Annotated in this window: 17 protein-coding genes; 16 read left to right on the forward strand and 1 reads right to left on the reverse strand. The window is 31.0% G+C overall.

The window, feature by feature from the left end; genetic code table 11:
• Window positions 1–70 precede the first annotated feature (70 nt).
• The 14 genes from RBU61_RS18190 (at window position 71) to RBU61_RS18255 (ending at window position 18,751) form a co-directional block, all read left to right on the forward strand.
• Window positions 71–646: a TetR/AcrR family transcriptional regulator gene (locus RBU61_RS18190; protein WP_308877090.1), complete on the forward strand. Its 576-nt coding sequence runs from the start codon at window positions 71–73 to the stop codon at window positions 644–646.
• Window positions 647–816: 170 nt separating this feature from the next.
• Complete coding sequence (locus tag RBU61_RS18195) at window positions 817–1,752, forward strand: hypothetical protein (RefSeq protein WP_308877091.1); 936 nt, start codon at window positions 817–819, stop codon at window positions 1,750–1,752.
• A 113-nt stretch (window positions 1,753–1,865) separates the two neighbouring features.
• Window positions 1,866–3,677: an oligoendopeptidase F gene (gene pepF, locus RBU61_RS18200; RefSeq protein WP_308877092.1), complete on the forward strand. Its 1,812-nt coding sequence runs from the start codon at window positions 1,866–1,868 to the stop codon at window positions 3,675–3,677.
• Between the two features lie 188 nt (window positions 3,678–3,865).
• Window positions 3,866–5,476 (forward strand): PucR family transcriptional regulator ligand-binding domain-containing protein, encoded by a 1,611-nt coding sequence (locus RBU61_RS18205; protein ID WP_308877093.1) that lies wholly within the window; start codon window positions 3,866–3,868, stop codon window positions 5,474–5,476.
• Window positions 5,477–5,561: 85 nt separating this feature from the next.
• Window positions 5,562–6,914, forward strand: a complete 1,353-nt coding sequence (locus RBU61_RS18210) for an amidohydrolase family protein (protein ID WP_308877094.1) — start codon at window positions 5,562–5,564, stop codon at window positions 6,912–6,914.
• A gap of 2 nt (window positions 6,915–6,916) precedes the next feature.
• Entirely contained in the window at window positions 6,917–8,068 is a 1,152-nt protein-coding gene (locus RBU61_RS18215; RefSeq protein ID WP_308877095.1) for a M20 family metallopeptidase, read from the forward strand.
• Between the two features lie 18 nt (window positions 8,069–8,086).
• Window positions 8,087–9,289 carry a hypothetical protein gene (locus RBU61_RS18220; RefSeq protein ID WP_308877096.1) on the forward strand — a complete coding sequence of 401 codons (1,203 nt, stop codon included), beginning with the start codon at window positions 8,087–8,089 and terminating at the stop codon, window positions 9,287–9,289.
• Between the two features lie 513 nt (window positions 9,290–9,802).
• On the forward strand, window positions 9,803–11,368 hold the full coding sequence (locus tag RBU61_RS18225) for an ABC transporter ATP-binding protein (protein ID WP_308879842.1): 1,566 nt from the start codon (window positions 9,803–9,805) through the stop codon (window positions 11,366–11,368).
• 186 nt (window positions 11,369–11,554) lie between these two features.
• Window positions 11,555–11,779 (forward strand): hypothetical protein, encoded by a 225-nt coding sequence (locus tag RBU61_RS18230; RefSeq protein WP_308877097.1) that lies wholly within the window; start codon window positions 11,555–11,557, stop codon window positions 11,777–11,779.
• Between the two features lie 92 nt (window positions 11,780–11,871).
• Window positions 11,872–13,554 carry a sensor histidine kinase gene (locus RBU61_RS18235; protein WP_308877098.1) on the forward strand — a complete coding sequence of 561 codons (1,683 nt, stop codon included), beginning with the start codon at window positions 11,872–11,874 and terminating at the stop codon, window positions 13,552–13,554.
• 11 nt (window positions 13,555–13,565) lie between these two features.
• On the forward strand, window positions 13,566–14,333 hold the full coding sequence (locus RBU61_RS18240) for a LytTR family DNA-binding domain-containing protein (protein WP_308877099.1): 768 nt from the start codon (window positions 13,566–13,568) through the stop codon (window positions 14,331–14,333).
• A gap of 125 nt (window positions 14,334–14,458) precedes the next feature.
• Entirely contained in the window at window positions 14,459–15,874 is a 1,416-nt protein-coding gene (locus RBU61_RS18245) for a carbon starvation protein A (RefSeq protein ID WP_308877100.1), read from the forward strand.
• Between the two features lie 126 nt (window positions 15,875–16,000).
• Window positions 16,001–17,989 carry a M28 family peptidase gene (locus RBU61_RS18250; RefSeq protein WP_308877101.1) on the forward strand — a complete coding sequence of 663 codons (1,989 nt, stop codon included), beginning with the start codon at window positions 16,001–16,003 and terminating at the stop codon, window positions 17,987–17,989.
• A gap of 78 nt (window positions 17,990–18,067) precedes the next feature.
• Window positions 18,068–18,751, forward strand: a complete 684-nt coding sequence (locus tag RBU61_RS18255) for a phosphoribosylaminoimidazolesuccinocarboxamide synthase (protein ID WP_308877102.1) — start codon at window positions 18,068–18,070, stop codon at window positions 18,749–18,751.
• A 14-nt stretch (window positions 18,752–18,765) separates the two neighbouring features.
• On the opposite strand, the gene RBU61_RS18260 is transcribed toward RBU61_RS18255, so the two are convergent.
• Window positions 18,766–19,584 (reverse strand): M15 family metallopeptidase, encoded by an 819-nt coding sequence (locus RBU61_RS18260; protein WP_308877103.1) that lies wholly within the window; start codon window positions 19,582–19,584, stop codon window positions 18,766–18,768.
• A 351-nt stretch (window positions 19,585–19,935) separates the two neighbouring features.
• On the opposite strand from RBU61_RS18260, the gene RBU61_RS18265 reads away from it, so the two are divergent.
• Window positions 19,936–21,678 carry an ABC transporter ATP-binding protein gene (locus RBU61_RS18265; protein ID WP_308877104.1) on the forward strand — a complete coding sequence of 581 codons (1,743 nt, stop codon included), beginning with the start codon at window positions 19,936–19,938 and terminating at the stop codon, window positions 21,676–21,678.
• Window positions 21,668–23,494: an ABC transporter ATP-binding protein gene (locus tag RBU61_RS18270; RefSeq protein WP_308877105.1), complete on the forward strand. Its 1,827-nt coding sequence runs from the start codon at window positions 21,668–21,670 to the stop codon at window positions 23,492–23,494. The genes RBU61_RS18265 and RBU61_RS18270 overlap by 11 nt, the downstream gene beginning before the upstream one ends.
• Window positions 23,495–23,529: the final 35 nt, after the last annotated feature.

A 23,529-nucleotide genomic window follows, 5' to 3' on the forward strand; every position in this document is an offset into this window, starting at 1 on the left:
ATAATTCTCTATAATTAATAGGGAATTATTTTTTTATATGATATAATTTTCTAGGGGTGGTGATATTTATATGTTTTATGAAATGGAAAAATCCTCAAAGAAAAAAGAGGAGTTAATAAGTATTATTGTAAGCCTTATGGATGAAGAAGGACTTAAAAACGTAACAATTAAAGATATTTGCAAAGCAACTAATATATCAATTGGAGCTTTCTATCATTATTTTCAGTCTAAAGATTCCATAGTAGATGAAATGTTTACTTTAATGGATGAATTTTTTCTAGTTAATCAAGAAGCAATTCTACAACACCCTACGGCCGCAGAGCAAATAATTGATTTTGTAAATCATTTTGGTATATATGTTGAAAAATGGGGATATTATGCAAATCTATTAATCATGCGTTCTCATATAACTAAATACAGTCATAATAAAAAAAGACGATTATATGGAATATTGGAGGAAATAATTTTAAAAGGTATCAATGATGGAGAGTTTAAGGTTAAAGTTAATACCGAAGAACTTATAGTTATGATTTTCGTAATAATGAGAGGGTATCTTTTAGAATGGGTTAATAGAGAGCACAATTATCCTGTTAGGGACAATATGGTAAAGCAAGCAACCTATCTATTAAAATCTTTAACAATATAATATGAAAAGTGATTACCGCAATAATATTCTCCCCTTAAGGTAGCTAGATTAAATAATAAAATTTGATACCGATAGGGGAGTGTTATTATGTTTAAAATAAGTAAAGATATAGGAAAATCGTAGTGTCTTTATGTTATAATTAAATCAATAAAATATTGGGAGGGATATTGATGTATAGGGAAATCAATGAAGAAATTTATGACCTCAGAGAAAGACTTAGATCTAAAGAAAAACTTGAGTCATTAAAATCTATGGCTATGGAAGAATTAGAAAAGAAAAATCAAAATCTAGAAGAACTAAAAAATATATTGAAAAAAGAAGAAAAAGATGTATTGAAGCTGGAAGGTATGAGTTTAAGCTCATTTTTCTTGAATATCATTGGGAAAAAAGAAGATAAACTTGATGAAGAAAGAAAAGAATATCTAGGAGCTAAAATGCAATATGATGAATGTGTTTTAGCTATAAAGGAGCTAGAAGACGGAATAGAAAAATATAATAAGGAATTAATTAATTACTCATGGGTAAAAGATGAGTATCAACAATCAATAAAGAAAAAGCAAGATATGATAATCAATGAAGATACTCATAGAGGAAGAAAACTTCATGATCTATTAGATAAGCAAAATGAATTAAAGTTAGATATAAAAGAAGTCAAAGAAGCCATAAATGCAGGAAAAAATGCGTCCAGTGCATTGTCACAAATGATGGGGCCCTTAGACTCAGCTAAAAATTGGGGCATATGGGATATGCTTGGAGGCGGATTTTTTACAGATATGATAAAACACTCTAAAATAGATGATGCAAACAAGATGTCCTACGATGTACAGCAATGCTTAAAGAGGTTTCAAAAAGAATTAAATGATGTAAATGAATTTACAGATATTGCAGTAGATATTGGTTCTTTTGCTACATTTGCTGACTTTTTCTTTGATGGCCTTTTTGCTGATTGGTTTGTGCAGTCAAAAATAAATGAATCCATATCCAATTTAGATAATGCAAACAGAAAAGTAGGAGATATAATAGAAGATTTAAATAGAAGCTTAACTATAATGGAAAGAGAGCAGGAGTCTATAGAGACTGAAATCAATAAATTATTAGATAGGTAATAGTTTTATGTTCATTCTTAACTAAATAAAATTGAATATAGAATTATTGTAATATTCTTACGTTTATAATATAATTTACTTAGATACTCGAACTAAGTAAAAGGAGTGATAATATGCCAAAGGTTTTATTGGAAAGAAAAGATGTAGATGTAAATCTTACATGGGATTTATCAACGATTTTTAAAACTGAGGAAGAATTTGAAGAAGTAGTAAGTAAGGCAAAGGAACTAACAGAAGAATTAGAAAAAGAGTTTAAAGGAAAATTAAGCAATTCAAAGGCAATTAATAATTGTTTAGATAAGTTAAGAGAAATATTCCAGTTATCTGCCCTTGCAGGTACATATGCATATCTTGCCGTTGCAGTAGACCAGACAAATGTGGAAAATCAAGGTAGACAAATGAAGCTTTCTAATATATCGTCTGATATTCAAAGTAGATTAAGCTTTGTAGAATCTGAAATCATAGAGGCTGATGAGAAGGTAATAGAGGAATCCATAGAGGAGTCAAAGGAAAATGCAGGTTATCTTAAAGAAATAATGAGACAGAAAAAATATGCTCTTCATCCAGAGGTGGAAAAAACATTATCTGCTTTATCAAGTACACTAGGTTCCCCTTATCAAGTTTATAATCGTGCCAAATTAGCGGATATGGATTTTGGTACATTTACTGTAGATGGTAAGGAATATCCTTTAAGCTTTGGTCTTTTTGAAGATGAGTGGGAATATGAACATGATACAAATATAAGACGAACTGCCTTTGAAACTTTTTCTAAGAAATTAAGAGAATATCAGCATACTATAGCAGGAACTTATCAGACTCAAGTACAAAAAGAAAAGACTTTGGCGACTTTAAGAGGATTTGACTCAGTAATAGATAGCTTATTATTTCCACAGAAAGTAACTAGAGAATTATATAATAGACAAATAGATTTAATAATGGAACATTTAGCACCACATATGAGAAAATTCGCAAAGCTACTTCAGAAAATTCATGGCATAGAAGAAATGACATTTGCAGATTTAAAACTAGATGTAGACCCTGATTTTGAGCCAGAAATATCTGTCGAAGAATCTAAAAAGTATATTGAAGGAGCATTGGGAGTCCTAGGAGATGATTATTTAGAAGTAATCAAAAGAGCCTACGATGAAAGATGGGTAGATTTTGTTCAGAATAAAGGAAAATCTACTGGAGCATTTTGTTCAAGCCCTTATGGAAGTCATCCATTTATATTGATTTCTTGGACGGAAAGAATGAGAGAAGTATTCGTATTGGCTCATGAATTAGGTCATGCAGGACATTTTTATTTAGCGGGGCAAAACCAAAATATATTTGATACAAGACCATCAACATATTTTGTTGAAGCTCCATCTACTATGAATGAAATGCTTATGGCCAACTATCTAATGAAAACAATGGACGATCCTAGAATGAAGAGATGGGTATTATCATCTATGATATCACGTACTTATTATCATAACTTTGTAACTCATCTACTTGAAGCCCACTATCAAAGAGAAGTATATAAGATAATTGATGAGGGTGGAAGTATACAAGCTGCTACTTTGAATAAACTTAAAAGAGAAACTCTAGAGAAATTCTGGGGAGATACTGTAAAGATTAATGATGGGGCAGAACTTACTTGGATGAGACAGCCACACTATTATATGGGACTATATCCATATACTTATAGTGCAGGACTTACAATTGCTACAGAAGTAAGTAAGAGAATTTTAACAGAAGGGCAAGAAGCTTTAGATGATTGGAAAGAAGTGCTGAAATCAGGAGGAACTAAGACTCCCATAGAATTAGCAAAGATGGCAGGAGTAGATATAACTACAGATAAGCCATTATTAGACACCATAGCACATATAGGAAATATAATAGATGAAATAATTCAATTGACAGAGGAAGTAGAAGGAAAGTAGTAAAATTGAGATAAAAAATAATCACTCTGTATTGGCCGTACAGAGTGATTAAGATTAACTAACAAATTATACGGTAACCACACTATGTGGGATCGGTTACCTTATTTATATTATACAAAATTATTGATTAAAGTAAATATACTTTGGGGAAAATTAAGATAATCAATATCTAGGATGTGAGCTATACAATGATTAAAGTTAAAGATTTACTGGAACAATTTAAAGATTTTAAAGTATTAGCTGGTGAGGAAGGATTAAATAAAAATGTAAGTACAGTTAGTGTAATGGATGCTCCAGACATATATAATTGGATGAAAGGTGGAGAGTTTTTAGTTACTACAGGATATATAATGAGAGAAAATCCTTTAGAATTAAAGAGTTTAGTAATCAAGCTTCATGAAAATGGTGCAGCAGCTTTAGGAATAAAGGTAGGCAGATTTATCGAAAAATTGCCAGATGAAGTAAAAAAAATAGGTGATGAATTAAATTTTCCCATTATATATGTACCTAAGAGCTATGCTTTTACAGATATTATTAATCCTGTTCTTTCAAGAATAGTTAATGAACAGGCTAAAAAATTAATGATGTCTGAAGAAATCCATAAATCTTTTACACAGATAGTTATACAGGGGAAAGGAACCTCCCACATAGTAGATACATTATATAAGATATTAGACAAAGATATAGCTTTTATAGATTTAGTCTTTAATAGAAATTATATAAGGTATAAATCTAATGGATTTAAAGAGGATATAGAAAATTTAGGGCTTAAAAATATATTAGATAAATATTATAGCTATCCCGTTCAAATAGGAAGCTCTATTTATGGATATTTAATAATGGAAAGTTTAGGGAAAGAACCATTGGAGGATTTGGATAATATAAGTATAGAACACGCCAGTACTGTGCTTAAACTTAATATTCAAAAAGAAATATCCAATCATCAAATAGAGCAAAAGTATAGAGATGAATTTATCCAAGATTTAATAATAAATAATATAAAAACTGTGGAGGAAGCTAATAATAGAGCAGCGTTATATGGATGGAAAATAGAAAATGGGTTGATTTGCTTAATAGTAGATATAGATAATTTTAAAGAAAAGTTTATTACCTTAGAAAATACACAGGAACTAGAAGGTGAAAGGGATAAAATCTTTAGATTGTCAAACTTTAAGATGAAAAGAAGCTTTAAACAATGTTTTTATACAATTTATAGTGATAATATAGTTTTTCTAATAGAGCCAGATGAAAAGCCTATAGAAAAATTTGTTAAAAAGCTAGAGAATGTTGCTGAAGAATTAAGGAAAGAGATTAAAGAAAATAGTAAATTTACAGTTTCCATAGGTATAGGAACTTATCAAGAATCCATAATAGATGTTTATATTAGTTTCGTCGAAGCTCAAAAAGCTGTAAGAATAGGAAGAACAGTTTATGAGAAGGATAAGATTTATAGTTATTCCAAATTAGGAGTATATAAAATGTTGTATAATCTTTCTCTAGAGGATGATACCAATAGATTTTGCAGTGAATATCTACAAAGCCTACTGGATTATGATAATGAAAACAACTCTGAGTATATAGAAACTTTAAAGACTATAGTTAAAAATGATTGGAATCTAAAACAAGCTTCAGAGGAAATGTTTATTCATTATAACACTATAAAGTATAGATTTAACAAGATTTGTGAAATTATAGATTTAGATTTAGGTAATAGGGAGGATAAATTTAAAATAGAGCTTTGCTTAAAATTAATGAATATGAGTAAACAATACTCTTTGTACATGAAGACTAAAATATAGTCTTCATTTTTATACTCTAAATACAGTGTAGATATTGTTAATTAATTATATAATACAATTAATTAAATACTGAGGAGGAAATATAATGTATAAAACAAAAGTAGGAATGTTAAAAGATGTATTGGCTTCAGTTAAAGAAAATAATTTATCAGATCCTTTTAAGGATTTAGAAAAGACAGGAAGAATCATATTAAAAGGTGGATTAGTAGTAGATCCTAAAAATAATGTAGAAGAAGTACTGGATATTGCTGTATTGAATGATGAAATCGTTGAAGTAGGAAAGGATATCTATGTAGAAAAAGGCGACATGGTAATAAATTGTGAGGGATTACTAGTAACTCCAGGAATAGTTGATATGCATCTTCATCTAGGAGACTTATTTGAAATAAGTACAGATCCTATGTATGGTGCAGTAGCAAATGGAGTGACTATGGGACTTTCTCCAGGAGCAGGAAATACATTTATGGCACCAGCATTATTAGGAGCTGAAGTAGATAGGGGCTTACCAGTAAATATTGGAGTATATCAAGGTGCGGCAAGCGTATTATCCACTATGTTATCAGTGGAAGAGTTAATCAAGTTATATAAAGGTGAATTAGATGAAGAGACTGCATCATCAAGGATGACTAGAAATGCAATTACAAATACTACGGCACCATTAGTAGTAGGTATAAAGGATCATATGGGTCACTTTATAATGCCTGATGAAAATATAGATAAGATATTTGAAATAACTTCAAAAGCTAAATTACTATATATGACTCATACTCAAGATCCAGCCCATGCAATTAGATTAGTAGAACTATCTAAAGGAAGACCTCTTCACTTAGGACATACAACAGCTGCTGGATGTGGTACGCATATGGATGCAGCAGAGGGTATGAAAACTGTAATAGATTTATGTAAAAACGAAAATATAACTGGAGAGTTTGTAACTACTATGTTAAGACCAGGTGGTGGAAGTAGAGAGGGACTTATCCTACCTAAGAAATCTCAAGAACTTTCCTATGAGGCATTAGAAAAAGGAATAGTAGATGTATTAATATCCGATGGACAAAATGATGCTACAATGAAAGGATTTGGAGATACAAGAGACAATATCCCTGCCATATTAGAATTAGCAGAAATGGGAGTTTTAAAATTAAGCAAATCAGTAGCTACTATGACTTCTAATCCAGCAAAATTAATTGCTGAGAAGACAGGCAATGACTGGTGGACTGAAAAGATAGGACATTTAGGAAAAGGTGCTTTAGCTAATATAACTGTAATAAATATGGATGTAAAGTCAGCGGTTTATACTATGGTAAATGGAGAAGTAGTAGGTTTTGAAAATAGAGCAGTAAGACGTGGAAGCGGAGCAGGAGGATTTGTAAGTAAATTTGGTATGGTTAAGAGGGTTGGAGTAGGAGACTTAGTAATGTTTTCACATAAGAGATAAGAATGGATTTAAGAGAGGAAGTTGTTTTAATGCATATTACAGAGGACATATTAAAGAGATTAATAAATATTAATTCTACTAACCTGCCAGGTAATGAAATGGACATGGTTAAAGAGATACTGAAATTTTTCCCTGATTCAGTAAATCATGAAATAATAGATCATGGAAATAATAGAGGTTCCCTAATAATAGAAGTAGAAGGGGCTAAAAAAGAAAAAATTGGCTTTATTGGTCATATAGATACTGTGCCAGTATCAGATGAAGAAAGTTGGGAATACCCTCCATTTGAAGGTATAATCAAAGATGGATATATGTATGGGAGAGGGACATCTGATATGAAGGGTGGAGTTACTGCTATGATAAAAACGGCTCTACACTTCATAGAAAACAATGTGACTCCCAACTATACACTTAAGTTTGTATTTACAGCTGATGAAGAATCAGGAGGCTTAGGAGTACGGACATTAAGAGATAAAGGCTTATTACAGGACTTATCAAAAGTGTTTATTACAGAGCCTTCTGATGAGGAAATTGGTATATGCGAAAAAGGAACTCTTTGGCTAAACGTTTCCATTAAGGGGAAATCTGCCCATGGCTCTAAACCATATTTAGGAATAAATGCCATAGAGAACTTGTATGAGTATATAGATAGACTTAAAAACACATTAGATTTAGAAAAGACACATCTGTTTTTAGGAAGTTCAAGTTTTGCGACTACTACTATTAAAGGTGGGGTTAAGACAAATATTATACCTGAAGATGCAAAGGCAACTTTAGATATAAGAACTATTCCAGGTTTCAGTCATGAAGAGATCATAGAAAATGCTAATAAAATTGCTAAAGATATGGAAAATGAAAACCAAGGAATGGTTATACAAGTGGTAGTAGAAAATGACAGACCACCTTTAACCATGGACAAGGAAGACGATTTTATAAAGGAAATAGAAAAGGTATTTAATAAATTATCTTACCCAGTAAAATATAAAGGAATAAACTTCTATACAGATGCTTCACAGCTTATTCCTTATCATAATATTCCATTTGTAATATTAGGACCTGGTGAAGAGAATATGTGTCATCAGAAAAATGAAAGAATAAAAATTGAATCTATTGACAAAATGACTAAGTTCTATATTTCTTATATTACTGATTAATAAAATTGGAGGATTAATATGGAAGATATGAATACTAACAAAAAACAATATAAAACAGGTTCCTTACCAGGGTTTATAATATCCATAGGTATAGGAATTCTAATCTACTTGGTTTTAAGTGGAATGAACTTTCAGACTAGTTGGCTAGATTATAATACTATAGTAGCCAATGCAGATAGTAATGTTTTCTATAAGTTCATTTGGTATATTATGAACTTTACAGAAGCACAATTTTATGCAGGAGTATTTGCATCCTTGGGATTAATTCTAGGAGGTATAGTAGCTTGGAGATTAGATGTTAAAAATTCCAAACTAGCAGGATTTAATGTTTGTTATGGTTCAAATATGTTTCCTTGGGTATTAGCTTCACAGCTATTATCACTATTTATTGCAATATTTATTTTAAAATATACATCATTATTTGGAAATGGAGAATATACTTGGTTACCAACGTTCATTACTGTAGTAGGAGCTCCTCCAGCTATAATGTTATTATATGGACCTAGCATAAAGGCATTGCTTACAGGTTCCATATTAGGTGGAATTATGGGATTCCCAGTGGCATTCTGGATTTCAAATAATATTATTCCAGTATTAGAAGTGCCAGGAGTAGTTTCAAATGTATTTACTATGACAATAACAGGATTAATAGTTTGTTGTATAGCTAAAGCATTGCCTTGGATGGAAAAGGTTCCAGCGAAGCCATTAAATAGATCTGCAAAGTCAGAAAAAGAAACTTTAGAAGAAATGAAAAAGCCATTATGGAGTGTAAGAAGAGTTTTAGCAGATTTTTCTGAAGCTCAATTCTATGGAAACGAAATAGCTGGATTATTTGTTATATTAGGAGTCTGTCTTGACTGGGTGCTAAATTCAAATCATGGAGCCTATGCTTCAGGTGCTATTCCAGCAATTATATTGTCACAATTTATAGGATCAGCAGTAGGAGTATTTTTATACTTTAATAAATATGTGGAAAAAGGATGGTATGGAACTTATGTGCCAGTGGTAAGTGTTGGGCCAGCTTGTGTTCTAATGTTTGGAGCAACTATGCCAGTAGCAATAACAGCAGGAATATTAGGTGGTATTATAGGACCAGCTTTAGCTGAATATTTCTGTGATAAACTTCCAGAAGATTATCATCCTACAATTGGAAATGTTACCTCAATGGGAGTTACAACAATAGTGGTATCTATGATAATAAAAGTACTTCCTTGGTTTTAAGTAAAATACAAAAAAGTTGAGCGAGCTCGCTCAACTTTTTTTGTATTTTATGTGATATGTTAATGAATATAAAATATTAGAAGAGGTATTGTTTTGTTAGTTTGGTAATGGTTTAGTTGCTCATTTTAAGTTCAACGACAAGTGTTTGATACAGAAAAAATTTGCATCAAAAAGTGAATAAATTTAAGCAGGGAATAGTATATATGGATACTAAGAAGTATATCTTTTAATAAGCTAATTAAAAGATAAGTGTTATCATGAACCATTTGTCAAACTATAATTAAGTTGAATACAAATAATATTACTGAAGCCAAAAATTAACAGCTGGATGTAGATATTTTCGAGGTAGTGTTCCAACGAGAAGGAGGTTAGTGCCTATTGTTAGAGAAAAAGAATTTTTGGCATGTGTATATGTCAAAATTCTTTTTTGACATATACACATATATTTTATTAGCCATATAAGGAGGTCCTATGAAGAAAATTTACTTTAAACATAAAAGTCTAGGGGTTCTGATGATAGCACTTCTGGTTATAGGAAATGTGATTCTTGTTACGAATTCTTTCATGAATTTAAAGATGACAGATACTATTATTAATCAAGATCTACATGGATTCTATAAATATCTTGCTATTGTTTTAGGAATAATGATTTTAAAATCTCTTCAAGGATATATCTACGGTATTTACGAATCCAAGATGGTTCAATCGATAGGGATGGAGCTAAGAGAAGATATCGTAAAAGAACTTATAGAATATGACTATGAAGAATATTACTCAAAAGATAGCGGGACGTACGTGTCCTGGTTAACACAAGACGTGGATTATATATTGAATAATGGATTAAAGCCTTTTTATACGATGTTTGATCAGATAACGGCAGTAATAGCGTCGCTTATTGGAGCAACGATGATTCATTGGTCTTTCATTATCATTTTTCCAGTGAGTTTATTGATAATGATGATTACACCTAAACATTTAGCACCTATTATGCAAAATGCAGCGAAGGATTATAGTCATGCAAATGGTACATTTGTCAGCAAAATTAAAAATATTATTTTGGGTTTTGGAGTATTTTTGTCTGAAAACTGCATGGAGGGAATGAATGTACAGGTTTCCGAGTTCACTAGAAAGTTAGAGGATATTCGCTATAAATACAATAAAACTATCTATTTTTCTAATACAATTATAAATACAGTAGCGATATTTTCTCAATTACTCTATATTGTTGCGACAGGGATATTAGTTGTTAAAGGTATAATCACTCCAGGCTCTGTAGTAGGTTTGATGAGTCTTTCTTCACTTTTCTTTGGAAATGCACAGCGGGTGGTAAGTCAAAAGATGCTAATAGATTCTACTATTCCGGTATATGAGAAGATTATATCTATGAAGAATATTGAAAAATCAGGAAAGCACACAGGAAATGAAGAGATTAAAGCCTTGAGCCATAAAATCGAAATAAAGGATCTCTATTATGCATACTTCGACAGCAAAGAAATCTTACATGGATTAAATGTAACTTTTGATGTGGGAAAAAAATATGCCATTGTTGGAAAAAGTGGTTCGGGAAAGACGACATTGATCAAAATCTTAAGTGGAAATCTAAAAGAGTATGGTGGTTCAGTCTACTATGATGATCTAGAATTAAGCAGTATAGACAGAAGAAGCCTTCGGAATTTTATTGGAGTCATCGATCAAGATACTTATATACTCAATGAAAGTATTCATTATAATATTACACTTGGAGAAAACTTTAGTGACGAGGAAGTGCAAAGTGCACTTGCAAAGAGTGTCCTTTTAGACTTTACACTAGAACAACCGAATGGTAAGGATTATCAGCTTACTGAGAATGGCAAAAATCTCTCTGGGGGACAAAAACAGCGTATTGCCATTGCAAGAGCATTTATTCGGAATAAGAAAATCTTGTTTATAGACGAAGGGACATCAGGGCTTGATTCTGAAACTAGAAATGCCATCGAAAACCAAATCTTAGAAGATCCAAAGCTTACAGTAATCATGGTAAGCCATCATTTGACAGAAGATATCCGAAAGAAGTTAAACGGAGTTGTGACAATTTCATAAAAGACGAAAAGATATTATGATAAACTATCTCTCGAGAATGAATATAGAAATTATATAGGAGAGCTATATGGAGTCTATGCTTCAGGTGCGATTCCAACAATTATATTATCACAGTTTGTAGGATCAGCAGTAGGAGTATTTTTATACTTTAATAAATATGTGGAAAAAGGATGGTATGGAACTTATATGCCAGTAGTAAGTGTTGGACCAGCTTGTGTTCTAATGTTCGGAGCAACAATGCCAGTAGCAATTATAGCAGGAACATTGGGTGGTATTATAGGATCAGCTTTAGCTGAATATTTCTGTGATAGACTTCCAGAGGATTATCATCCTACAATTGGAAACGTTACCTCCATGGGAGTTACAACAATAGTGGTATCTATGATAATAAAAGTACTTCCTTGGTTTTAAGTAAAATACAAAAAAGTTGAGTGAGCTCGCTCAACTTTTTTGTATTTTGTATGATATACTAATGAATATAAAATATTAGAAGAGGTGTTGTTTTGTTAATTTTTTTACTTAAAAATCTGGCTAATCGAGTAGGTATTCTTTTGATTTTAGCTCTTTTCTTATCTAGGATAGGTCTATTTAGAAAGTTAGTATCAAAGGAAAATATAAATATTAAAGACAAGGTTCTTCTATCTATTATATTTGGAGGTTTTGGGATAATTGGGACCTATACGGGAATTCCTATACAAGGTGCCATAGTAAACTCTAGGGTAATAGGTGTATTTGTAGGAGGTTTACTTGGAGGACCTATGGTAGGAGCTTTGTCTGGAATTATAGCAGGAGGGCATAGATACCTTATAGATATTGGTGGATTTACTGCTTTTGCCTGTGCTATATCTACCTTAGTTGAAGGAGTTATGGCGGGACTTTTGAAGAAAAGACTTGAGAAGTCTCCCCATAGAGTAGTATTTGCTTTAATCTATGGAAGCATAGCCGAAGTAATTCAAATGATAATAATTCTATTAGTAGCCAAGCCTTTTTATGATGCTCTGTCATTAGTTAGAATAATTGGAATTCCCATGATTATAGCAAATGCCATAGGAATAGCTTTTTTTATTGGTATAACAGATACTATATTTAAAGAAATTGAAAATGAAGCAGTCTATCAAGCACAATTGGCTCTTAAAATAGCAGATAAAACTTTAGCATACTTTAGAAAGGGATTTAATGAAGAAACAGCTAAGAATACAGCAGAGATAATCTATGAAATGACCAATATAAAGGCTGTAGCCTTTACTGATACAGAGAAGATATTGGCACATGTAGGTATAGGTGAAGATCATCACTTATCAGGGAGTCCCATAAAAACTAATTTGACAAGAGAGGTCTTGCAAACCAATAAATATATAGTGGCAAATATAAAAAATGAAATAGGATGTGAAAACCATCAATGTCCATTGAAATCTGCTGTAATTGTGCCTATACGAGAAGAAGACAGAGTTATAGGTATATTAAAGCTATATAAAGGTGAGGAAAATTCCATAACAAAAGTGGAGACAGAATTGGCTTTAGGTTTGGCACAAATTTTCTCTTCCCAAATAGAATTAAGTAAAATTGATTATCAAAGAGAATTGCTAGCTAGATCAGAATTAAAAGCATTACAATCTCAAATAAATCCACACTTTTTGTTTAATGCTATAAATACTATAGTTTCCTTAACTAGGACTCAACCAGATAATGCTCGTAGACTTCTTATACATCTTGGAAATTACTTTAGAACCAATTTGCAACAGGAAGTAGATGTGGTGGATTTATATAAGGAAATCGAGCATATAAACTCCTACGTCGAAATTGAAAAAGCTAGATTCGGAGATAAGTTGGATATAATCTATAATATTCCAGAGGATATAGATTGTAAACTTCCTCCATTACTTCTTCAGCCCTTAGTAGAAAATGCAATTAAACATGGTGTCTTAGGAAAGATTGAAGGTGGAAAAGTTGAAATAATAGCAAAAGACCATGGAAGTGAGATAAAACTAATTGTAAAAGACAATGGTATAGGGATATCTAAGGAGGAGTTAGGACATTTATTTGATGAAGATTTCCATAGAGAAAGCATTGGGCTTAGGAATGTAAATGAAAGATTAAAAAATAAATATGGTTTAAAATACGGACTAAAAATTGAATCTGAACTTAATAAAGGCACAATAGCAACTATTGTAATTCCTAAGTATTAGGAGGGATTTAAATGAAGAGATGTTTAGTAGTAGATGATGAGAGACCAGCACGTGAAGAATTGATATATATATTAAAAGATATAGAAGGCATAGAAGTCATAGGTCAGGCATCCCATGGAAAAGAGGCATTAGAATTAATAGAAAAGTTACAGCCAGATATTGTATTTTTAGATATTCAAATGCCTGAGATGAATGGTATGGAAGTAGCTAGAAGGTTGATTAATAAGGAATATATTCCTAAAATAATATTTGTAACTGCCTATGACCAATTTGCAGTAGAGGCTTTTGAAGTAAATGCCATGGATTATTTGCTAAAGCCAATATCTGAAGATAGATTAAAACAGAGATTAGAAAAGATGATTTTAGAGGATGAAAAGGATAAAAGTATAGATTATGATAAATTAAAAGATTTAATCTATTCCATGAAGCCGGATCAAAAGACTACTTCACAAAGAATATCTCTATATCAAAATAGTCGACTTATTCCAGTAGATATAGAAGATATTATATATATAACTATAGAAAACAAGAGTACTGTAATTTTTAGTAATAAAGGAAACTTTGATACAAATTATACTCTAAATGAGCTAATGGATAAATTAGATAATACTATATTTTTTAGGTCACATAAATCCTATATAGTGAATTTAAACTATATAGAATCTATAGATCCTTGGTTTAACTATACTTATAATATACATCTAAAGGACAGCAAGGAGATAATACCAGTAAGCAGAAGTTATGTGAAAGAGTTTAGAGAAGCTATGAATATTGAGTAAATGCATTTTAACCTAGTATATTGCATCTTAGATATAGAATAATGTCTTTTATCAGAAAAGTAGCATATATATTATCTTCTTATTATATTATTATAATGAAACAATATTATAAGGGGGTTTTTTAGATGTTTCAATTTATTCTTGGAATTATAGTGCTTATAGTAGGCTATTTTATCTATGGAAGTATGGTAGATAAACATTTTGGTGCTGATGATAGCATAGAAACTCCAGCTACAAGGCTAGAAGATGGTATAGATTTTGTACCTATGAGCTGGGGGAAAATTTTCTTAATCCAACTACTTAATATAGCAGGATTAGGACCAATCTATGGGGCGATTCAAGGAGCCTTATTTGGGCCAATGGCATTTGTATGGATTGCACTAGGATCAGTATTTGCAGGAGCAGTACATGACTACTATTCAGGAATGTTATCTTTAAGACATGACGGACAAAGTATATCAGAAATTACAGGTATTTACTTAGGAGAAGGTGCAAGAAAGATAATGAGAGTATTCTCCGTTGTATTACTTGTACTAGTAGGTACAGTATTTATGACTGGACCAGCTACATTGATGGGAAGTATAAAATTATTTGGGCTAGGTAATGCGGATGTATGGTTGGCAATAGTATTTGTATATTATTTCTTAGCTACAATATTACCAGTTGACAAAATAATTGGTAAAATTTATCCATTATTTGGTGTGGCTTTACTTACAATGGCAGGCGGAATCGGTACAATGATTCTTATAAAAGGATATAAACTACCAGCATTTACAGTACAAAGCTTACATCCAAGCGGACTACCAATATGGGCAATTTTATTTACTACAATAGCTTGTGGTGCAATTAGTGGATTCCATGCTACTCAATCACCAATGATGGCTAGATGTATGACGAAAGAAAGCTATGGTAGAAAGATATTCTACGGTTCTATGATAGCAGAAGGAATAATAGCAATGATTTGGGCAGCTGCTGGAATGGTATTCTTTAACGGTATCCCAGGATTATCAGAAGCATTAGCAAATGGTGGACCTGGTGGAGTAGTAAATACTATTTCAACTTCTTTATTAGGACCAATAGGTGGAGTATTGGCAATGCTAGGAGTTATAGCTTGTCCTATTACCTCAGGTGATACAGCTTTTAGGTCTGCAAGACTTACAATAGCAGATGCTATGAACTATGAGCAAGGACCTATAAAGAAAAGATTAACCTTAGCTCTACCACTATTTGTAATTGCATTTGGATTAACTAGAATTGACTTTAATATTATTTGGAGATATTTTGCTTGGTCAAATCAAACATTGGCAATGATTGTTTTATGGACTGCATCAGCTTACTTAGTTAAAAACAATAAGAGCCATTGGCTGACAACTATACCAGCAACATTTATGACTGCAGTATCTGCAACTTATCTTTTACAAGCACCAGAAGGATTTAAATTATCTACAACAATTGCATATCCTGTAGGAGCAGCTATAGCTGTTTTAGCAATTGTATTCTTCCTTGTAAAGATAAAGGGTAAGAAATCTGTAAAGGCATAGAATTAAATAAATAATTAGCATTTTTAAAAGAGATGGATTTCCATCTCTTTTTTGCATTATTTGGAAAATTATAACCTCTTATGTTATACTTATAACGAGGAATAGACTAACAAAGGGGGAAGTGAGATGAGAAAAAACGTTATATTACTTCTATGTATATTATTGTTAAGTGGATGTACTAAGGATGTAATGAAAGAAGAGGTTCATACTAATTTAACAGGGGAAATACAAAAATATAGCTTAGAAGAAACCATGGAGACTTTAGTTTCGGAGGAATTTAAAGGAAGATTACCAGGAACAGAGGGAAATGAAAGGGCCACATCTTATATAGAAAACAGATTTAAAGAGATGGACCTTGTACCTTATAAAGATAGTACCTACCTTCAAGGCTATACTCAAAGAGTATGCCACCCAGATGAGCAGAAACATAGCTTAATAATAGAATATAAAGATGGAACAAAAGAGGAGTTAAAGTTAGGCGTAGACTATATGTACAATAATTTTATTTATAATGAGGATATTTCACTAGAGATAACTTCCAGTGTAGAGGATAAGGATATTTCTAAAAAAATGTTATTACTAGATAGTACGGATGAATTAGGAACATATTTGTCAAAAGCTGGTGGATTGTTGATTAAAAGAGAAGGATTCCATTTATCTGCAATTATTAGCCAATCAAATGTACCAATTATACATGTAAATCCTCAAGTTTATGAGAAAATAGTATCAAACAATGGAAAGATAGTAAATATAAAATCAGAGCATAAGATTAAGGAAATGGAAGTATATAATGTGGCAGGAAAGATTCCTGGAAAAGATAATAAAAAGGCATTGGTTCTTTCATCACATTTTGACCATGTAGGATGGAGAGGAGATGCGATTTTCTATGGTGCCATAGATAATGGTTCAGGTACTACAGTTCTCCTAGATGTGGCAAATAAACTTAAGGAATATTCAGATATAAATCCTTTTAAAATGGATATAATAATAGTTGCCTTTAATGGAGAAGAAGGAGGATTATTAGGTAGCGGGAATTTTGTAGATGATATAAAGAATGTTTATGAAGATATATATAATATCAATATTGATTGTGTTGGAAGTAAATCTTCAGGGAAAATTGCCTTTGACCCAGATAACTATTTGGGTCGAGAGTTAATAGAAGAATTAAAAATAAGATTGGAAAGAAATAATATTGAATATGAAGATAAATATTATGGAATGAGTGATCATCAGTCCTTTCTAAACCAAGACATTCCAGCAGTATCTATTGGACAAGGAGATTTAAAGTTTATTCATACACAGAGAGATAATATAGAAGATGTAGATTTTCAGTATCTACAAAGAATAAGTAATTCCATATATAACTTTGTATTGGGGAATAATGGAAAAACATTTGCTCCTTCAGAAGATACCATAGACCATGCTTTTCCTAGCAATGAGATATGTGAAGAAGCTTATAAAAAGTCAGAAGAAATTAAAAAAGAAATGAACATACAATATGATGAAGAGTTTGAATTTAAAATAGAAGGATATACATTTAGAGGAAGTGGAAATAAGAAGTTTAATAAGATTGAAGAAGTAAAAGAGTATTATCCTGATATGAAAATTGCAGATAATTTGTCAAAATATAAATTCAACAATATCATTGTAGATAGATGGACACATGGTATATCTTATATTACAGTCGGTATACCATTTGATGGAGAAATTAGTAAAGTGACTAAGAGAAATATAGATATTAATAATGTTCATGAGATACTTATGGAATATACTTATGGTGAAAAGGTACTTGAAGTGGAAGTTGGAAAAAATGCATCTAGAGATACTTCTTATGAGGAAGAAATAAGGTTAGATGGAGATAGAAAAGATTATATAATAAGAAGAGATGAGATTTCAGGAATATATTCAGGATTTTATACTGAAGTCAAAATAGGAGTAGATACCTTTTATGTAGATTTTATATTATATACTCCTGGGGAGTTGGATTCAGAAAGAATCAAATCTTATGACTTCCATAAAAATTTAAATACTGAAGAAGAATTAATTGATTTAATAGACGAAATAATAGCTGAAATAAATATGGAGGAAATGGTTCAAAATCTTTTCACGAATTAATTTTAAACTATGTCTTGATAGTTTTTTAAAAAAAATATATAGTATTAGTAGAAAATCTTTTATGAAGGAGCTAATAAAATGAATTTAGTTTATAAAGGAAAGACAAAAGATGTATATGAATTAGAAAATGGCAACTATTTATTAAAATTTAAGGATGATGTAACAGGAACAGATGGAGTATTTGATCCTGGTGCTAATACTGTTGGATTGACTATTGAAGGTATGGGAAAGGCAGGGCTTAGACTTACAAAGTTCTTCTTTGAGAAGTTAAATGGAATGAATATACCAACTCACTATGTGGAGTCAGATATAGAAAATGCTACTATGACAGTTTTACCAGCTAAGATGTTTGGGAAAGGAGTAGAAGTAATCTGTAGATATAGGGCCGTAGGTAGCTTCCTAAGAAGATATGGAATGTATGCTACAGAAGGACAAAATTTAGATGCATATGTTGAAGTTACTCTAAAAGACGACGACAGAAATGATCCTCTTATAACAGATGAGGGATTGGAAATGTTAGGTATAATGAGTAAAGAAGAATATAAGGTTTTAACAGATTTAACTAAAAAAATAGGTGAAGTAGTTAAAGAGGAATTAGCTAAAAAGGGAATGGAGTTATATGATATTAAATTTGAATTTGGTAGAGTAGGAGCAGATAATCATATAGCTTTAATTGATGAAATCTCAGGTGGAAATATGAGAGCTTACAAAGATGGAAAATATATAGAACCATTAGAATTAGAAAAAATAATGTTGTCATAAAAAATACCTAGGAGCTATATAGCTCCTAGGTATTCTTCTAATGTAATATTTTTTTCAAATATTTCTTTTGCCGCTTCTTTACCTACATAACGAATATGCCAAGGTTCATAGCTGTATCCAGTTATATCTGTAGTTTCTTTTTGATAGCGAATTATAAATCCAAAATTATGTGCATTTTCTTGTAACCATTGTCCTTCTTTAGCTTGTCCAAAACTTTCTTCTAAAGTAAATCCAACACTTTGAGCAGAAACATCTATGGCAAGCCCAGTTTGATGTTCGCTTTGTCCAGGATAAGCCACTAAAAGATTTGCTGCGTCCACACCTACTTTATTTACCTTGTTATCAAATAACATTTTTTGAGTTTTATAAGAGCGGTATCCTGATATTGCAAAAAGATATATACCGTCATTGTCTGCTTCTCTAAATAATTCCTCCAAGGCGTAAGCTGCATCTTTTCTCAGATATTTCTTTTCTAAGTCTTCTTCAAAAGGAAATCTTACATTTGGAATTACTAAATCTTCTGGTTTATAATCAGAGGGAAGGTTTCTCTCTTTGTTAGCCAATACTAAAATATCATCTGTATTTTTTACTATAAGATTGCCATTTTCATCTTCATAGGTAGTATCTTCTAAAAGATTTATTTCATTATTTATTACTAAATCCTCTGTATCTATACTTTCAACTATTAAATCATTAGTATCTTTTTCTGCAAAAGCAGCACTAGGTTCCTTAGAGAATGAATCTATAGTCTTATGTTTAGAGGGTGAGAAGATATTTACACAAACTACTCCTATTACACCAATGGCCAAGACTCCAATTAATCTTTTTCTCATACTCATCATCCTTTGTATTTGTTTTAAGCTTCTATACTTGTCCATTATATAATATTTCAACAATAAAGTACATATTTCGATAGTAAAATTATCTTTAAATACCATAAAGATGATGAGAAATCTCTATTATAGACTTACTTTGTTACCAAGATTATAAACTGAATCAATGTCAAATAAAGTATCCAAATTATCTAATGGATTCTGATTAAGCACTAGGAAATTAGCACTAGATTTTGTAGATGCGACAATTGCTTTCATAGAAAATTTTAAAGTTATTAGACTAATTTAATTGTATTTCGGGTATCTAAATAATATAATATAATAAACAATCACTTAATAAGGAGATTTAATATGAATATAGGCTATTTAAAAAAATATATCAAAAGATATAAAAAACAATTTTCCATTGCCCTTATTTTTATAATTCTTGAAACTACGGGAGACTTAATTCAACCAACTATTATGTCGAAGGTAATTGATAACGGTGTAAAAAAAGGTGATATGGATTATATATTTACTTTGGGTGGATTAATGTTTTTTATGACCTTTTTAGGAGCAATATGTGCAGTTATTAGAAATATTTTATCATCTAAGGTGAGTCAAAGTTTTGGAGCAGATTTACGTGAGGATTTATATATTAAAATCCAAGATTTTTCCTTTGATAATGTAGATGAATTTGAAGATGCTTCTTTGATAACTAGATTAACTAATGATGTAAATCAAATGCAAAATTTTTCCCATGGAATGATGAGAATATTTGTAAAGGCACCAGTTATAGGAATAGGTTCAGTAATTATGGCATTTATATTGAACGCGAAGATGGCTATTATATTACTTAGTGCAATACCCATTATTTTCATCATAGTTTCATTAAATTTAAAGATTTCTTATCCCATATTTACAAAAATTCAGAAATCATTAGATAGGGTAAATGGAGTTATGAGAGAATATTTGGCGGGAATTAGAGTGGTAAAAGCCTTCAATAGATTTGATTATGAAAAAAATAGGTTTAAAAATGTAAATGATGATTTAAGAAATATTACCCTCAAGGGTATGAGGATTTCTGCTGTATTTAACCCAATAATCTCTTTAATAATTAATATATCCATTGTACTAGTATTATGGTTAGGTGGAATAGGAGTTAATAAGGGGAATATGGAAGTCGGTAAAATAATGGCATTTGTCAACTATATGACTCAAGTTCTTTTCTCATTGATTATGATGACTAGAATATTGAATATATTTATTAGAGCCAAAGCTTCTGCTGAGAGAATAGGAGAAGTATTTCAGGTTGAAAATACCATAGTTGAAAAGGAAAATACTAAAATGCCAAGAGAAACAAAGGGAAAGATAGAGTTTGAAAATGTATATTTCAAATATTTCACTGGTAAAAACTATATATTGAAAGATATTAATTTTTCCATAAGCCCTGGAGAAACTTTGGCTATTATAGGGTCTACAGGTTCAGGTAAATCATCTTTAATCAATTTGCTTCCTAGATTTTATGATCCGATTAAGGGAAAAATAAAAGTAGATGACACAGATATAAAGGATATGGATATAAAAGAGCTAAGAAAAGAAATAGGAATAGTTCCTCAAAAAGTTTTATTGTTTACAGGTACCATAGAAGAAAATATTAAATGGGGAAATAAAAATGCTTCCTTTGAGGATGTTGAACAAGTTTGTAAAATAGCGGAGGCTCATGACTTTATTAAGTCTTTTAATGAAGGATATAATACTTATTTAGGTCAAGGGGGAGTGAATTTGTCAGGAGGTCAGAAACAGAGGATTTCCATAGCAAGGGCACTTATTAGAAGACCTAAAGTTTTAATTTTAGATGATAGTACATCGGCAGTAGACTTGATTACAGAAAGAAGAATAAGAAAAAAGTTAAAAGAGTATTTAAGAGATACTACAACCATACTAATTGCACAGAGAATAACATCAGTTATGGATGCAGATAAGATAATAGTCATGGATAGAGGAGAAATAGTAGGCATAGGTTCTCATAAATACCTTATGTCTAAATCAGAAGTATATAGAGATATATATAATTCACAAATAGGAAAGGGGGGCGAAGACCTTGGATCCTAAACAAGGAAGAAAAAGAGTAACAGGTATAGCAGGACCTATGAATGCAAGATTAACTGTGGAGAAACCGAAGGATATAAAGTATACACTAAAAAGATTATGGAATTTATTTAAAAAAGAAAAAAGACCCCTCCTTATAACATTTTTGCTAATATTAGTATCGGGGCTATTAGGTATATTAGTTCCTTTTCTAATTGGAAAATCTATAGATACTATTTTTCCTGGAATGAATCTAGTAAAGTTTCAAAATTTAAGGCTTATTTTACTAATATTATTATCTGTATATATATTAGATAGTTTATTTACATTTTTACAGGAGTATATTGTTGCCGGGATAGCTCAAAGCATAGTATATAGACTGAGGGAAAAATTATTTGAAAAACTTCAATCTCTTCCCATTATGTTTTTCGATATGCATACCCATGGAGAGATTATGAGTAGACTAACCAATGATATAGACAATGTAAGCATTACCATATCTCAGACTACAGTTCAGCTTATGTCATCTATCGTAAACATACTTGGGTCTTTAGTAATGATGATTTATTTAAGTCCTATTATGACAATGGCTAGTTTAGTAACTATACCTATGGTATATTTTTTGACTAAATTTATAGCAAATAGAACAAAGGTGTTTTTTAAACAGCAGCAACAAACTTTAGGAAGATTAAATGGACATATTGAGGAGACCATAGCTGGAATTCATGTGGTGAAATCCTTTAATAATGAAGATAAGGTAATAGAAGAATTTAAAATTCAAAATGATATATTAAGAAATGTAGGAGTCAAGGCTCAAATTTGGTCGGGATTTATAATGCCTATTATGAATGTAATAAATAATTTTGGCTTTGGAGTGATAGCCATATTTGGTGGCTATTTAGCTGTAAAAGAAGTAATAACCGTAGGAATAATAGCAAGCTTTATTTCCTATTCTAAACAATTTACTAGACCTTTAAATGAATTAGCTAATACATTTAATACTTTACAATCAGGTATAGCTGGAGCAGAAAGAGTATTTGAAATATTAGATGAGGAAGAAGAAAGAAAAGATTCTCATACTTCTATAGAAAAGGATAGGATCAAAGGGGAAGTAGAATTTAGAGACGTAAGATTTGAATATATAGAAGATGAACCAGTTCTAAAGGATATATCATTTAAAGTAAGACCAGGAACAAATATTGCCTTAGTAGGGCCTACTGGGGCAGGAAAGACTACTATAGTCAATCTTTTGACTGGATTTTATGATATAAATAAAGGTGAAATATTAATAGATGGAATAAATATTAAAGACTATAAAAAAGATAGTCTAAGAAAAATATTTGGTATGGTTTTACAGGACACTTATCTTTTCTCAGGTACCATCAAAGAAAATATAAAGTATGGAAAACTAGATGCAACAAATGATGAGATAGAGAGAGCAGCTGTTTTAGCAAGGGCAAATGATTTTATAGATTATCTTCCCAAGGGATACGATACATTTATAAATGAAGGGGGAACTAATTTAAGTCAAGGACAAAGACAATTACTTGCCATATCAAGAGCGATTTTATCCAACCCCTCCATACTGATACTAGATGAAGCCACATCATCAGTAGATACAAGGACAGAGTTAAAGATCCAAGAGGCAATGGTGAAATTAATGGAAAATAGAACTACATTTATAATTGCCCATAGACTTTCCACAATAAGAGATGCAGATATAATTATGGTAATAGATCATGGTGAAATAGTAGAAAAAGGAAACCATGAGGAATTACTAGAGCTAAAAGGACATTACTATAATTTATATCAAAGTCAATTTGCTAATATTGAAGTCTAAATAGGTTAATCAGAATTAAGTTAATTCTGATTAAC

The organism is Tissierella sp. MB52-C2 (assembly GCF_030931715.1).
Classification (GTDB): domain Bacteria; phylum Bacillota; class Clostridia; order Tissierellales; family Tissierellaceae; genus Tissierella.

What these genes read in the sequence shown, in the direction of transcription:
- RBU61_RS18190 (WP_308877090.1), top strand. Translation starts at nt 71, where the DNA reads ATGTTTTATGAAATGGAAAAATCCTCAAAGAAAAAAGAGGAGTTAATA.
- RBU61_RS18195 (WP_308877091.1), top strand. Translation starts at nt 817, where the DNA reads ATGTATAGGGAAATCAATGAAGAAATTTATGACCTCAGAGAAAGACTT.
- pepF (WP_308877092.1), top strand. Translation starts at nt 1,866, where the DNA reads ATGCCAAAGGTTTTATTGGAAAGAAAAGATGTAGATGTAAATCTTACA.
- RBU61_RS18205 (WP_308877093.1), top strand. Translation starts at nt 3,866, where the DNA reads ATGATTAAAGTTAAAGATTTACTGGAACAATTTAAAGATTTTAAAGTA.
- RBU61_RS18210 (WP_308877094.1), top strand. Translation starts at nt 5,562, where the DNA reads ATGTATAAAACAAAAGTAGGAATGTTAAAAGATGTATTGGCTTCAGTT.
- RBU61_RS18215 (WP_308877095.1), top strand. Translation starts at nt 6,917, where the DNA reads ATGGATTTAAGAGAGGAAGTTGTTTTAATGCATATTACAGAGGACATA.
- RBU61_RS18220 (WP_308877096.1), top strand. Translation starts at nt 8,087, where the DNA reads ATGGAAGATATGAATACTAACAAAAAACAATATAAAACAGGTTCCTTA.
- RBU61_RS18225 (WP_308879842.1), top strand. Translation starts at nt 9,803, where the DNA reads ATGATAGCACTTCTGGTTATAGGAAATGTGATTCTTGTTACGAATTCT.
- RBU61_RS18230 (WP_308877097.1), top strand. Translation starts at nt 11,555, where the DNA reads ATGCCAGTAGTAAGTGTTGGACCAGCTTGTGTTCTAATGTTCGGAGCA.
- RBU61_RS18240 (WP_308877099.1), top strand. Translation starts at nt 13,566, where the DNA reads ATGAAGAGATGTTTAGTAGTAGATGATGAGAGACCAGCACGTGAAGAA.
- RBU61_RS18245 (WP_308877100.1), top strand. Translation starts at nt 14,459, where the DNA reads ATGTTTCAATTTATTCTTGGAATTATAGTGCTTATAGTAGGCTATTTT.
- RBU61_RS18250 (WP_308877101.1), top strand. Translation starts at nt 16,001, where the DNA reads ATGAGAAAAAACGTTATATTACTTCTATGTATATTATTGTTAAGTGGA.
- RBU61_RS18255 (WP_308877102.1), top strand. Translation starts at nt 18,068, where the DNA reads ATGAATTTAGTTTATAAAGGAAAGACAAAAGATGTATATGAATTAGAA.
- RBU61_RS18260 (WP_308877103.1), bottom strand. Translation starts at nt 19,584, where the DNA reads ATGAGAAAAAGATTAATTGGAGTCTTGGCCATTGGTGTAATAGGAGTA.
- RBU61_RS18265 (WP_308877104.1), top strand. Translation starts at nt 19,936, where the DNA reads ATGAATATAGGCTATTTAAAAAAATATATCAAAAGATATAAAAAACAA.